14 protein-coding genes are annotated in these 13,199 nt (G+C 71.6%); all 14 read left to right on the top strand.

The window, feature by feature from the left end; genetic code table 11:
• Nucleotides 1-22: 22 nt before the first annotated feature.
• The 14 genes from K8638_RS04475 to fabG are packed head-to-tail and all read left to right on the top strand — an operon-like array spanning nt 23 to nt 13,198.
• Nucleotides 23-280: an acyl carrier protein gene (locus tag K8638_RS04475; RefSeq protein WP_223753146.1), complete on the top strand. Its 258-nt coding sequence runs from the start codon at nt 23-25 to the stop codon at nt 278-280.
• On the top strand, nt 277-828 hold the full coding sequence (locus tag K8638_RS04470; RefSeq protein WP_223753145.1) for a hypothetical protein: 552 nt from the start codon (nt 277-279) through the stop codon (nt 826-828). Before K8638_RS04475 ends, K8638_RS04470 begins: the two co-directional genes overlap by 4 nt.
• On the top strand, nt 821-2,521 hold the full coding sequence (locus K8638_RS04465) for an AMP-binding protein (protein WP_223753144.1): 1,701 nt from the start codon (nt 821-823) through the stop codon (nt 2,519-2,521). Before K8638_RS04470 ends, K8638_RS04465 begins: the two co-directional genes overlap by 8 nt.
• Nucleotides 2,522-2,532: 11 nt before the next feature.
• On the top strand, nt 2,533-3,255 hold the full coding sequence (locus K8638_RS04460; RefSeq protein WP_370643909.1) for a glycosyltransferase family 2 protein: 723 nt from the start codon (nt 2,533-2,535) through the stop codon (nt 3,253-3,255).
• Nucleotides 3,252-4,202 carry an acyltransferase gene (locus K8638_RS04455; RefSeq protein WP_223753142.1) on the top strand — a complete coding sequence of 317 codons (951 nt, stop codon included), beginning with the start codon at nt 3,252-3,254 and terminating at the stop codon, nt 4,200-4,202. Before K8638_RS04460 ends, K8638_RS04455 begins: the two co-directional genes overlap by 4 nt.
• Nucleotides 4,177-5,733, top strand: a complete 1,557-nt coding sequence (gene hutH / locus K8638_RS04450; RefSeq protein WP_223753141.1) for a histidine ammonia-lyase — start codon at nt 4,177-4,179, stop codon at nt 5,731-5,733. Before K8638_RS04455 ends, hutH begins: the two co-directional genes overlap by 26 nt.
• Complete coding sequence (locus K8638_RS04445) at nt 5,723-6,142, top strand: thioesterase family protein (protein ID WP_223753140.1); 420 nt, start codon at nt 5,723-5,725, stop codon at nt 6,140-6,142. The genes hutH and K8638_RS04445 overlap by 11 nt, the downstream gene beginning before the upstream one ends.
• Nucleotides 6,139-6,747: an outer membrane lipoprotein carrier protein LolA gene (locus tag K8638_RS04440; protein ID WP_223753139.1), complete on the top strand. Its 609-nt coding sequence runs from the start codon at nt 6,139-6,141 to the stop codon at nt 6,745-6,747. The genes K8638_RS04445 and K8638_RS04440 overlap by 4 nt, the downstream gene beginning before the upstream one ends.
• Nucleotides 6,737-9,037, top strand: a complete 2,301-nt coding sequence (locus K8638_RS04435) for an MMPL family transporter (protein ID WP_223753138.1) — start codon at nt 6,737-6,739, stop codon at nt 9,035-9,037. Before K8638_RS04440 ends, K8638_RS04435 begins: the two co-directional genes overlap by 11 nt.
• Nucleotides 9,034-10,266 (top strand): NAD(P)/FAD-dependent oxidoreductase, encoded by a 1,233-nt coding sequence (locus tag K8638_RS04430; RefSeq protein WP_223753137.1) that lies wholly within the window; start codon nt 9,034-9,036, stop codon nt 10,264-10,266. The genes K8638_RS04435 and K8638_RS04430 overlap by 4 nt, the downstream gene beginning before the upstream one ends.
• Nucleotides 10,254-10,820 (top strand): DUF3261 domain-containing protein, encoded by a 567-nt coding sequence (locus K8638_RS04425; RefSeq protein ID WP_223753136.1) that lies wholly within the window; start codon nt 10,254-10,256, stop codon nt 10,818-10,820. Before K8638_RS04430 ends, K8638_RS04425 begins: the two co-directional genes overlap by 13 nt.
• A gap of 8 nt (nt 10,821-10,828) precedes the next feature.
• A complete protein-coding gene (locus K8638_RS04420; RefSeq protein ID WP_223753135.1) occupies nt 10,829-12,010 on the top strand; it encodes a beta-ketoacyl-ACP synthase in 1,182 nt (393 codons plus the stop codon).
• Nucleotides 12,010-12,474, top strand: a complete 465-nt coding sequence (locus tag K8638_RS04415) for a hotdog family protein (RefSeq protein WP_223753134.1) — start codon at nt 12,010-12,012, stop codon at nt 12,472-12,474. Before K8638_RS04420 ends, K8638_RS04415 begins: the two co-directional genes overlap by 1 nt.
• Nucleotides 12,467-13,198 carry a 3-oxoacyl-ACP reductase FabG gene (fabG, locus tag K8638_RS04410; RefSeq protein WP_223753133.1) on the top strand — a complete coding sequence of 244 codons (732 nt, stop codon included), beginning with the start codon at nt 12,467-12,469 and terminating at the stop codon, nt 13,196-13,198. The genes K8638_RS04415 and fabG overlap by 8 nt, the downstream gene beginning before the upstream one ends.
• Nucleotide 13,199: the final 1 nt, after the last annotated feature.

Here is a 13,199-nt window from a genome sequence, read left to right as displayed (position 1 = left end):
ATCCACCCGAGGGGGAATGAACATGACCAAGAACCAGCTATTCGAGAACCTGAGCAAGCTCCTGCAGGAGACCTTCGACATCGAGCCCTCGCGAATCACCCCCGAGGCCCGGCTCCGTGACGACCTCGACATCGACAGCATCGACGCCGTCGACCTGCTCGTGAAGCTGAAGCCGGTGACGGGCAAGCGCCTGCCGCCCGAGGTCTTCAAGTCCGTCCGCACCATCCAGGACGTCGTCGACGCCCTGCACGGTCTCCTCGACGACTCCGTGGCGGCGTGAAGCGGCTGCGTCCGGCGCTGCTCGGCCTGCTGAGCCTCGCCTACCCGCTGCTGGTCTACTACGGGCTGGGCCGGTTCGAGCCCCGCTGGATGGCACTGCCCCTGGCGGGCATGGCCGTGGTGCGGGCCGTGGCCACGCGCGAGCGGGTCTGGCTGGCCGCCGCCGCCGGCGCGCTCGTCCTCGCGGCGGCCAGCATGCTCGGCAACCACGCCCTGCCGCTGAAGCTCTACCCCGTCCTGGTGAACACGATGTTGCTCACGGTCTTCGCCACCAGCCTCGCCTGGCCGCCCAGCGTCATCGAGCGCCTGGCACGGCTGCGCGAGCCGGAGCTGCCCCCGTCGGGGGTGGCCTACACGCGCCGGGTGACACAGGTGTGGTGTGGGTTCTTCGTGTTCAACGGCGGCATGGCCCTGGCCACGGCGCTGTGGGCCAGCGACGCCACGTGGGCGCTGTACAACGGGCTCCTCTCCTACGGGTTGATGGGCCTGCTCTTCGCGGGGGAGTGGGTGGTGCGTCGACGTGTGAGGGCGAGCCACGCCCATGGTTGAGCGCATCGGACTCGAGCAGCTCCTGACGCGGGGAAGGCCCGCCGCGCATCCGGTGGCGGTGCGGGACGGCCAGTCCCTGGACTTCGCCGCCTTCGAGGCGCGGGCCGCCGGCTGGCGCGCGGCCTTCGAGCGTCAGCCGGGCCTGCGCCAGGCCCTCTTCCTGGAGGACACCTTCGAGTTCGCCGCCGCGCTGCTCGGCGCGTGGCACGCGGGCCGGTGCGTCTATCTGTCCTCCGACGCCCAGCCCGCGACGCTGGAGCGGCTGCGCGGCGAGGTGGATGGTTTCGCCGGGAAGGTCCCCGCGCAGTACGCGCCGCTGTCGCCCGGGGAAGGCGCCAGGGGCGGATGGCGGCCGCTCGAATCGGAGGCGCGGGCGCTGGTGGTCTACACCTCGGGCTCCAGCGGCGAGCCCACCGCCATTCCCAAGCAACTGGCGCAGATGACCCGCGAGGCCGCGACGCTGGCCGGCCTCTTCGACACGCGGCTCGGCGACGCCCGCGTCATCGCCACCGTGTCGCACCAGCACATCTACGGGCTGCTGTTCCGGGTGCTCTGGCCGCTGACGGCGGGCCGGCCGTTCCTGGCGAGGAGCCTGCCCTACCCGGAGGACATCCAGGCCGCGCTGAAGGAGGGACCCGCCGCGCTGATTGCCAGCCCCGCCCACCTCAAGCGTCTTCCGGAGTCCCTGGACTGGGCGGGCGTCCGCGGCAACCTGCGCGCGGTGTTCTCGTCGGGAGGGCCGTTGTCCACCGAGGCGCTGCACGACTGCCGCGCCCTGCTCGGCCAGGCGCCCGTCGAAGTGTACGGCAGCTCGGAGACCGGCGGGGTCGCCTGGCGCCAGCGCACGCAGGACGACGCGCTGGCCTGGCGGGTGATGCCCGGCGTCGAGGTGCGCACCGAGGACGAGGCGCTGGCCGTCCGCTCACCACATGTGGGGCTGCCCGAGGGCGGCTGGTTCCAGACCGAGGACCGCGTCCGGCTCCTGCCGGAGGGCTTCGAGCTGCTGGGGCGGAAGGACCGCCTCCTGAAGCTCGAGGAGAAGCGCGTGTCCCTGAGCGCCATGGAGCGGACGCTGCTCGAGGGCGGGCTGCTTCGCGAGGCCCGGGTGCTGCCGCTCGCGGACGGCCCACGGCTGACGCTGGCGGTGGTGGCCGTGCCGGAGGACGCCGGCCAGGCGCTGCTCGCCGGCGGGGGAAAGCGCGCCCTGAATCAGGCCCTCCGCGAGCAGCTCTCCCGGCGGTTCGAACCGGGTGTGCTCCCGCGCCGGTTCCGGTATCTGGAGGCGATGCCCGTCAACAGCCAAGGCAAGACGACCGAAGCAGCGCTGGCCACCCTCTTCGACTCCCGCAGGCCGCCGCTGCGCGTGCTCGAGCGCACCACCGAGCGCGCCCTGCTGGCCCTGGAGGCCCCCGCGAGCTCGCCCTACTTCAAGGGCCACTTCCCTGGAAGGCCCATCCTGCCCGGGGTGACGCAGCTGGAGTGGGTCATCCGGCTCGGCCGCGAGCTCTTCCCCCTGCCGCCCGACTTCCTCCGGATGGAGGCGGTGAAGTTCCAGCAGCTCATCCTGCCCGACACGCACCTGACGCTGGAGCTCACCTGGACGGAGGCGAAGGCGAGCCTCCAATTCAAGCTCACCTCCGAGGCCGGCGCCCACGCGAGCGGCCGCATCGTGTTCGGCGGGGTCCACGGATGAAGGTCTGCGCGGTGATTCCGGTCTACAACCACGGCGAGGCCGTGGGCGCGGTGGTGAACGCCGTGCGCTCCCACGGGCTGCCCTGCGTGCTGGTGGATGACGGCAGCGAGCCGGGCTGCGCCGGGGTGCTGGACGCGCTGGCCGCGAAGGACAGCGCCGGCATCCAGCTCGTCCGCCTCCCCCAGAACGAGGGCAAGGGCGGCGCGATGATGGCCGGCTTCCGCGCGGCGCGGGCGGCGGGCTTCAGCCACGCGCTGCAGATTGACGCCGACGGACAGCACGACACCGGCGACATCCCCCGGTTCCTGGAGCTGGCGGCCGGGGCTCCCGAGAAGCTCATCTGCGGCACCCCCATCTACGACGAGTCGGTGCCCAAGGGCCGGCTGTACGGCCGCTACGCGACGCACATCTGGGTGTGGATCAACACGCTGTCCTTCGCCATCCGCGACTCGATGTGCGGCTTCCGCGTCTATCCGCTCGCGCCCACCCTCGCGCTCATCGACTCGGTGCGGATTGGCAAGCGGATGGACTTCGACGTGGAGGTGGTGGTGCGCCTGTTCTGGCGGGGGATGGGCATCGTCAACCAGCCCACCCGGGTGCGCTACCCCACCGACGGCGTCTCCCACTTCGACGTGCTCTGGGACAACGTGCGCATCTCCGGCATGCACGCCCGCCTCTTCTTCGGGATGCTGGCGCGGCTGCCGCTGCTGCTCTGGCGCAAGGTGGCGGCATGAAGGCGCGGCACTGGGCGGAGGTGGGCGAGAGCACCTTCGTCCTCGGCATCTGGCTGCTCTACTGGATTCACCGGCTGCTGGGCCGCTGGCCGTTCCGTCTCTGCCTGTACCCCGTCGTCTTCGTGCACTGGCTGGCCCGCCCGCTGGTCCGTGACGCCTCGCTCCAGTACCTGGCACGGGTGGAGCAGACCACCGGGGTGCTGGGCCGGCGCCCGGGACGGCGCGACAGCCTGCGCCACATGATGACGTTCGCGGAGACGATGCTCGACAAGCTCCTGGCCGTCAGCGGGCGCTACCGCTTCGAGCAGGTCCGCACCGAGGGACGGGAGCAGTTCTACGAGGCGGCGAAGTCCGGCAGGGGCGGCATCATCGTCACCGCGCACCTGGGCTGCCTGGAGCTGTGCCGCGCCATGGCCGAGCGGCGCGGGGAGGTGAAGCTCACCATCCTCGTGCACACCCGGCACGCCGAGCAGTTCAACCGCCTGCTCAAGCGGCTCAACCCGGACAGCGACTTCCGGCTGCTGGAAGTCACGGACATGGGGCCGGCGACGGCGGTGGCGTTGCAGGAGCGCGTCTCCGCCGGAGAGTTCGTGGTGATTGCCGGGGACCGCGTCCCCGTGCACTCCAGCCAGACGGTGAGCGTGGACTTCCTGGGCCACGCCGCCCCCTTCCCCGTGGGCCCGTACGTGCTGGCGGGGCTGTTCAAGTGTCCGCTGTTCCTGCTGGGGTGCATCCACGAGGGCCCCGGCTACACCATCCACTTCGAGTGTCTGGCCGAGCGCGTCGAGCTTCCGCGGGGGAAGCGCGTGGCGGCCCTGACCGGGTACGCCCGTCAGTATGCCGACCGGCTGACCGCGCTGCTGAGGCGCTCGCCGTTCGACTGGTTCAACTTCTTCCCCTTCTGGGATCAGGCACAGGCAAATGTCTCCGCCGGGCATCAAGAGTGAGCGTGCGGTCTGCTTCGACGGAAGCCGGCTCACCATCGAGGACGTAGGCGCCCTGGCGCGCCGCGAGCGCGGCGCCGAGCTGGGTGCGTCCGCGGACTTCCGACAGCGAATCACCCGGGGCGCGGAGTTCCTCGACCGGCTGCTCGCCGAGGATGGCGTCATCTATGGGGTGACCACCGGCTACGGAGACTCGTGCACCGTCACGATTCCCCCCGAGCTCATCCCCGAGCTGCCGCACCACCTCTACACGTACCATGGCTGCGGAGCGGGCCGGTTCCTCACGCCCGAGGAGACGCGCGCGGTGCTGGCGACGCGGCTGGCCTCGCTGGCCCAGGGCGTTTCGGGCGTGGGGCTGGGGCTGCTCACGCAGCTGGAGCTCCTGCTCCGGCACGACGTCCTTCCGCTCATCCCCGCCGAGGGCTCGGTGGGGGCCAGCGGCGACCTGACTCCGCTGTCCTACGTGGCGGCGGTGCTCTGCGGCGAGCGCGAGGTCTGGTACCGCGGCGAGCGGCGCGCCGCGGCGGAGGTCCTGGCACAGCTCGGAATCAAGCCCCTGCGCCTGCGTCCCAAGGAGGGGCTGGCCATCATGAACGGGACGGCCGTGATGACCGCCCTGGCCTGCCTCGCGTGGGAGCGCGCCGAGTACCTGTGCCGTCTGGCCACGCGGCTCACCGCCTTCAACGTGGTGGCCAGCGCCGGCAACGCGCACCACTTCGACGAGGCGCTGTTCGCGGTGAAGCCCCACGTGGGCCAGCAGCGCGTGGCGGCGCGCCTGCGGGTGGACCTCTCGGCGGACCGGCCCAGCCGCAACGACCAGCGGCTGCAGGACCGCTACTCGCTGCGCTGCGCGCCCCACGTGATTGGCGTGCTCGAGGACGCGCTCCCCTTCTTCCGCACGCTGATTGAAAACGAGCTGAACAGCGCCAACGACAACCCGCTCATCGACCCCGACAGCGAGCGCGTGCTGCACGGCGGGCACTTCTACGGCGGGCACATCGCCTTCGCGATGGATGGCCTGAAGAACGCCGTGGCCAACGTGGCGGACCTGCTGGACCGGCAGCTGGCGTTGCTCGTCGACACCCGCTTCAACCATGGGCTGCCGGCCAACCTCTCCGGTGCGACGGGCCCGCGCGCGGCCATCAACCACGGCCTCAAGGCGCTGCAAATCAGCGTCTCCGCGTGGACCGCCGAGGCGCTCAAGCAGACGATGCCGGCGTCCGTGTTCTCCCGCTCCACGGAGTGCCACAACCAGGACAAGGTGAGCATGGGCACCATCGCGGCGCGCGACTGCCTGCGGGTGCTGGAGCTGTCCGAGCAGGTGGTGGCGGCCATGCTCATCGCGGCGCGCCAGGGAATCTCCCTGCGCCGCCGCGTCAACGAAGGCTTGAATCTGGCGCCCACGCTCGCGTCGATGCAGGCGGACCTCGAGAAGCGAATCCCCCTGGTGGAGGAGGACCGCGCGCTGGACCGCGAGCTGCACGGCCTGCTCGTGGCCATCCGCGGGCGTGACTGGAAGCTCTATGAAGCCTGACCTCAGCCATGAAATCGAGCTGACCCCGGCCTTCCATGACCTCGACCTGATGGAGGTCGTCTGGCATGGCCACTACGTGAAGTACCTGGAGCTGGCCCGCTGCGCGCTGCTGTCGCGGTTCGACTACGACTACCCGCAGATGCGGGCGTCCGGCTACGCGTGGCCCGTGGTGGACATGCGGCTGAAGTACGTGCAGCCGGTGGTCTTCGGCCAGAAGGTGAAGGTGCGCGCGGAAATCACCGAGTGGGAGAACCGCCTGCGCATCGACTACCTCATCCGCGACGCCGCCACCGGCAACCGGCTGAATCAGGCCCATACCATCCAGGTCGCCGTGTCGCTGGCCACCCGGGAGCTGCAGTTCGTCTGCCCTCCGGTGCTCTGGGAGCGGCTGGGAGTGAGGCCCGAATGAAGCGCCTGGTCCTCCTCGTGGGCATGCTGTTGGGAATGACGGCCGGCGCCAGCGACCTGGTGGCGGGGGTCCGCGCCCGGCTGGAGGATGCCCCGCTCCTCCGCGGCGAGTTCGAGCAGAAGAAGACCGTGGCCGGCTTCAAGAAGCCGCTCGTCTCCCGCGGCGGCTTCGTCCTGTCCCGGGAGAAGGGCGTCCTCTGGGACACCCGGGTGCCCTTCGCGTCCACGCTCACGCTGACCCGCACGTCGCTGAGCGCGGAGCAGGGGGCGGGCGGCGCGGCCTACCACCTGGATGCGAGCCGCGAGCCGGCCCTGGCCGCGATGAACGCGCTGCTGTTCGCGCTGCTCTCCGGTGACGTGGCCACGCTCTCCACGCGCTTCCGCGTCGAGGGCGAGCTGGTGGGCGCGGACGGCTGGAAGCTGGCGCTCACACCGACGGACGCGGGGCTCGCGCGCGTCTTCCGGAGCATCCGGCTGGAAGGCGACCGGTTCGTGCGCAGCGTGCGGCTCGAGGAGACCCGGGGGGACTCGAGCGTGATTCAGTTCGACAAGCTGGCGAAGGCCCCACCGCTCAGCGACACGGAAGCGAAGCGCCTTGCGAAGTAGGCTGGCCATCCTCTGGACGTTGGTGGTGCTCGCCGTGGGCGTGCACCAGGTCCTGTTCTGGCGCTCGGCGCGCCTGGACACGGACGTCCTGGCGCTGCTGCCCGAGGACGAGCAGGCCCCCGAGGTGGACGCCGCCACGCGCAGGCTCACGGATGGCGCGGGGCGGGAGCTGGTGATGCTGGTGGGCGCTCCGGACTGGGCGTCGGCCCAGCGCGCGGCGGACGTCGTCACGGCGGAGCTGTCGAGGGACACCGCCCTCCTGGCCCCCTCCGTCGTGGATGCCTCCGCGCTGGAGAAGGCGGTTGAATTCTACCGCCCCTATCGGGACAGGCTGCTGACGCCGGCCCAGCGCGACTGGCTCTCGCGGGCGAGCGCCGACGAGCTGGGGGGCACCGCCCTGATGAAGCTGTACCAGCCCGCCGGCCCCAGGCTGACCGACTGGGACGCGGACCCGCTGGGCCTGTGGCCCGACTGGTGGGCGGCCCGGGCCGCCGAGAGCCAGGCGCGGCCTCATGACGGGCGGCTCTGGCTGTCCGGCGAGGGGCGCGAGTGGGTGCTGTTGACCTGGCACAGCCAGGTCTCCGCCTTCGCCCTGGGCGCCGACGCGCGCATCACCTCCGCCGTGGAGCGTGCCCGGGCCGCCGTGACGGCGGCGGTGCCCGGTGGCCGCATGGTGGCCGCGGGCGTACCGCTGTACGCGGAGGCCGCCGCCGCGCAGGCCAGCCAGGAGATGTCCACCATCGGGCTCGGCTCCCTCCTGGCCGTGCTGCTGCTCGTCTGGCTCACCTTCCGCTCACTGAGGCCCATCGCGCTGGTGGGCGTCTCGCTGGTGCTCGGCTGCGCCGTGGCGTTGAGCGTCACGGCCCTGCTCTTCGAGCGCGTCCACCTGCTCACCCTGGTGTTCGGCTCGAGCCTCGTCGGCGTGGCCGAGGACTATGGCTTCCACTACTTCGCCGCTCGCCAGGGGAAGCCTCCCGAGGAGCGAGGGCCGCTGATGCGGGGCCTGCTGCCGGGCATGGCGCTGGCGCTCCTCACCAGCGTGGTGGCGTACCTCGCGCTGGGGATGGCGCCCTTCCCGGGGCTCCGGCAGATGGCGGTGTTCTCCGCCGCGGGGCTCCTGGGCGCCTTCCTCACGGTGGTCTGCTGGTTCCCCCGCCTGGACACCGGCGCCCTGCCGGTGACGGCGTTCGCCACGCGCGTCTCCGCGTCGCTCCTCCGCTGGCCCCGCTTCTCCTCCACGAAGCGGTGGTGGCTGGCGGCGGCGGTGCTCGCCGTGGCCGTCGCGGGAGGACTCTGGCGTCTTCAGTCACGCGATGACGTGCGCCAGCTCCAGGGGGCCCCCGCGAACCTCATCGCGGACCAGCGCGAGCTGGGACGGCTGCTGGGCCTGCCCAGCCCGGCCCAGTTCTTCCTCGTCGGAGGCGAGAGCGAGGAGCAGGTCCTCGCGCGGGAGGTGGAGCTGAAGGCCCGGCTGGAGCCGCTCGTCGCGGACAAGGTCTTCACCGGCTACCGCGCCATGTCGGACTGGCTGCCCACGGCGGCACAGCAGCTCGCGGACGCGGAGCTGAGCGCCCGCGCGGAGGCCCGGGCCGTGGCCGCCGTCGCCGCCGCCACCGGAGAGGCGCCCGCCCGGGCCCGCTTCGCCACGGACGTGCTCACCCCCGCGCGATTCCTCTCCAGCCCCGCGGCGCAGGCCATCCGGCAGCAGTGGCTGGGGCAGCTCGGAACGAAGCACTACAGCGTCGTCATGCTGCGGGGGCTGAATGACCCGTCGGTGCTCCCACGGCTCGCGGACGCCGCGCGCGGGCTGGAGGGGGTGCGCTGGGTGGACAAGACACAGGAAATCTCGCGGCTGCTGGAGCGCTACCGGCGGCTGATGGGTGGACTGCTGGGCCTGGGCTACCTCGCGGTGCTGCTGACGCTGGTGGCCCGTTTCCGGCGCGAGGCCTGGCGGGCCTGGGTGCCCTCCGTGCTGGGGACGCTCATCACCCTGGCCGTCTTCGGCTGGACGGGCGAGCCGCTGCAGCTCTTCAGCGTGCTGGGCCTGGTGCTCCTGCTGGGGATGGGCGTGGACTACGGAATCTTCATGTTGGAGCACCCGGGAGAGGGCTCCGCATGGCTCGCGGTGGCCCTGGCCGGCGTGAGCACCCTCCTCTCCTTCGGGCTCCTGGGGCTCTCGGCCACGCCGGCCCTGCGCTCCTTCGGACTCACCATGCTGGTGGGCGAGGTGGTCATCTGGCTCCTCACCCCCTGCTTCAGACTGCCTCCGGGCAAGGACGTGGTGTCGTGAAAGTCGAGCAGACGGAAATCCTCATCATCGGCGCGGGCCCCTCGGGCTCCGTGGCGGCGGGGCTCCTGCGCAAGCAGGGCCGGGACGTGTTGATTCTCGAGCGCGAGCAGTTCCCCCGCTTCTCCATCGGCGAGAGCCTGCTGCCGCAGAGCATGGAGTACATCGAGGAGGCCGGCATGCTCCGCGACGTCGTCGAGGCCGGCTTCCAGTTCAAGAACGGCGCGGCCTTCGGGCGCGGCGACCAGTACACGGACTTCGACTTCCGGGAGAAGTTCTCGCCGGGCTGGGGCACCACCTACCAGGTGCAGCGCGCCCACTTCGACCACGTGCTGGCCCGCGCCGCGGAGCGCATGGGCGCCACCGTGCGCTACCGCCACGTGGTGGAGGCGGTCGACACCACGGGCGCGCAGCCGGAGGTGACGGTGCGCTCGCCCGAAGGCGAGACGTACCGCGTCCGCGCCCGCTTCCTGCTGGATGCCAGCGGCTTCGGCCGCGTCCTGCCCCGGCTGCTCCAGCTCGAGACGCCGTCCGACTTCCCGGTGCGCGGCGCCCTCTTCACCCACGTGGAGGACCGGATTCCGCCAGGCAGCGGCTTCGACCGCCAGAAGATTCGCGTCACCGTGCACCCCAAGCACGTGCACGTGTGGTACTGGACCATCCCGTTCTCCAACGGCCGCTGCTCGCTGGGCGTGGTGGCGAAGACCGAGTTCCTCGAGCAGTACCAGGGAACGGAGACCGAGCGCCTGCGGGCCATCGTCGCGGAGGACCCGACGCTGTCCACCCTGCTGAAGGACGCGGTCTGGGACACGCCGGCGCGCTCCATCCTCGGCTACTCCGCGAACGTGAAGTCGCTGTGGGGCCCGGGCTTCGCGCTGCTGGGCAATGCCGGCGAGTTCCTGGACCCGGTCTTCTCCTCGGGCGTCACCATCGCCGTCAAGTCGGCGAGCCTCGCCGCGTCCTGCATCGGCCGCGCCTTCGCCGGCCAGGCCGTGGACTGGGAGCGCGAATACGCGGTGCCGCTCAAGGCCGGCGTGGACACGTTCCGCACCTTCGTCGAGTCCTGGTATGCCGGCGGCTTCCAGGACGTCATCTTCCACCCGAACGCGTCCCCGGAGGTCCGCCGGATGATTTCCTCCATCCTCGCGGGCTACGCCTGGGACACGAACAACCCCTACGTGGCCGACAGCAAGCGCCGGCTCGGAGTGCTCGAGAAACTGTGCGCCGCCTGATTCCCACCCTCGCCCTGCTCTGGCTCACCGCCTGTGCCGCCGCGCGTCCGCGCCCGGCGGCGCCGGAGGTGTCCCTGCCCCCGCTCGGACTGCCACCGGCGGCCCTGGGGGCCTCGGTGGGCCTGTCGCAGCGCCTGAGCTTCGCCCACGAGGCCGACCCGGGCGGGCCCCGCTCCCTGGAGGCCCTGCTGGAGGTCGACGCGTCGGCGCTGCGCCTGGCGGGCTTCGCGCTGGGGCAACGGGTCTTCACGATGCAGTGGGACGGGACGACGCTGGACGAGCAGCGCGACGCGCGGCTGCCCGCGCAGTTCCAGTCGCGGCAGGTCCTCCGGGACATCCAGCTCGTCTACTGGCCGGCCGGGGCGGTCCGCGCCGCGCTTCCCCCGGGCTGGACGCTGGAGGAGGAGCCCGGCCGCCGCGCCCTGCTTCAAGCGGGCCGGGAGTGGCTGTCGGTGCGTTATGGTGGCGAGCCCCGCTGGGTGGGGCGCGCGGAGCTGGTCAACCTCGCGGAGCACTACCGGCTGACCATCGAGTCGCAGCCCACCGAGGAGTGAGCGCATCCATGACTCCGCCCGTCTTCCTGAACCAGCTCGGCCTCGTCTGCGCCATGGGCACCGGCAAGCGAGAGGTGACCCAGGCCCTCTTCGGCGACAGGCCCACGGGCGTGGCCCCGAGCGTGGACTTCGCCGAGCGGACGCTGCACGTGGGACACGTCACCGCGCCGCTCGCCGACACGTCCGGGCTCCCCGTGCCGCTGCGCAGCCGGAACAACGCGCTCCTGCTCACCGCGCTGGAGGAGCTCCGCCCCGCCGTCGACGCCGCCCTCCAGCGCTACGGCCCGGAGCGCGTGGCCATCGTCCTGGGCACCAGCACGTCGGGCATCGGTGAGAGCCAGGACGCCATCGCCGCGCACGTGGCGACGGGGCAGCTCCCCGCGCACTTCGACGTCCGGCAGCAGGAGCTGGGCTCACCGGCCCTGGCGCTGAATCACGTGCTGGGCGTGTCGGGCCCGTCACACGTCATCTCCACCGCGTGCTCCTCCAGCGCCAAGGCCCTGGCCAGCGCCGCGCGGCTGCTGCGGGCGGGCGTGGCCGACGCGGTCATCACCGGCGGCGCCGACTCGCTGTGCCGCTTCACCGTGGCCGGCTTCACCTCGCTCGACTCGGTGAGCGAGGCACGCTGCAACCCGATGAGCGTGAATCGCCGCGGCATCAACATCGGCGAGGCCGCGGCCCTGTTCCTGATGACACGGGAGCCGGGGCCGGTGCGGCTGGAGGGCTGGGGCGAGTCCTCGGACGCCCACCACCTCTCCGCCCCCGAGCCCGGCGGCCGGGGAGCGCTGGCCGCCATGAAGGCCGCGCTGGAGCGCGCGGGCCTTGCCCCCTCCGACGTGGACTACGTCAACCTGCACGGCACCGCGACGCCCCACAATGACGCCATGGAGAGCCGGGCCGTGCAGGCGCTGCTGGGAGAAGGCGTGCCGTGCAGCTCGACCAAGCCGCTCACCGGCCACACGCTGGGCGCCGCGGGGGCCCTCGAGGCCGCGCTCTGCTGGCTCACCCTGACGGACAACCCGCGAGGCGTACTGCCTCCGCACTGGTGGGATGGTGAGCCGGACCCCTCCCTCCCGGCGCTGTCGCTGGTGAAGCCGGGCCAGTCCCTGGGGCGTCCCCTCCGCCATGTCCTGAGCAATTCGTTCGCCTTCGGCGGCAGCAATGCCGCCCTCATCCTGGGGAGCGCCTGATGCGCACGCCCATCACCTTCGACATCGCCGACCTCCTCCCGCACACCGACCGCATGCGCCTGCTCGACCGGGCGGTGGAGGGCGACATGGAGGGACTGGTGGCCGAAGTAACCATCCGCGAGGACTGCCTCTTCCACGAGACGGACGGCGTCGGCGGCTGGGTGGGAATCGAGTTCATGGCGCAGGCCATCGGCGCCTGGGCCGGCTGGCAGCAGCGGCTTCGTGGACAGCCGCTGAAGGTGGGCTACCTGCTCGGCACCCGCCGATACGAGTGCAGCCGGCCCACGTTCAAGGCCGGAGAACTGCTGCGCGTCGAGGTCCATCGGCAGTTCTGGTCGGACACCGGGATGAGCCAGTTCGACTGCACCATCGGGATTGGCGGCGACACGGTGGCCACGGCCGCGCTGACGGTGTTCGAGCCGCCAGTCCCAGGCGAAGAGATGAAGGTGAGCACGGATGAGTGAGAAGACGGTACTGGTGACGGGCTCGAGCCGTGGCATCGGCCGCGCCATCGCGCTGCGCCTGGCGCGCGACGGCTTCGACGTCGTGGTGCACTGCCGTGGCCAGGTGGAGCAGGCGGAGGCCGTGGCCGCACGGATTCGCGAGCTGGGACGGAGCGCCCGCGTGCTGCGGTTCGACGTGGCGGACCGCGCCGCGACGGAGCAGGCGCTGCTCGCCGACGTCGAGGCGCACGGCTGCTATTACGGCGTGGTGTGCAACGCGGGCATTGCCCGGGACAACGCCTTCCCCGCCATGCCGCCCGAGGATTGGGACGCGGTCATCCACACCAACCTCGACGCCTTCTACAACGTGCTCAATCCGCTCTGCATGCCGCTGGTCCGGCGGCGCAAGCCGGGGCGCATCGTCACGCTCTCCTCGGTGTCCGGCATCACCGGGAACCGGGGACAGGTGAACTACAGCGCGGCGAAGGCCGGCATCATCGGCGCGACCAAGGCACTGGCGGTGGAGCTGGCCAGCCGGGGCATTACCGTCAACTGCGTGGCCCCCGGGCTCATCGACACGGAGATGGTGGAGCCAGAAGTCGCGGAGGAGGCGCTGAAGCTGATTCCGGCGAAGCGCATGGGCAAGCCCGAGGAGGTGGCCGCCGCGGTCAGCTTCCTGATGAGCGAGGACGCCGGCTACATCACCCGGCAGGTCATCTCGGTGAATGGAGGGTTGTTCGGATGAG

The sequence above is a fragment of the Myxococcus sp. RHSTA-1-4 genome (assembly GCF_020037125.1).
Lineage (GTDB): Bacteria > Myxococcota > Myxococcia > Myxococcales > Myxococcaceae > Myxococcus.
The sequence above is the reverse complement of the archived record's forward strand: the minus strand, read 5'-3'. Positions and strand labels throughout refer to the sequence as shown.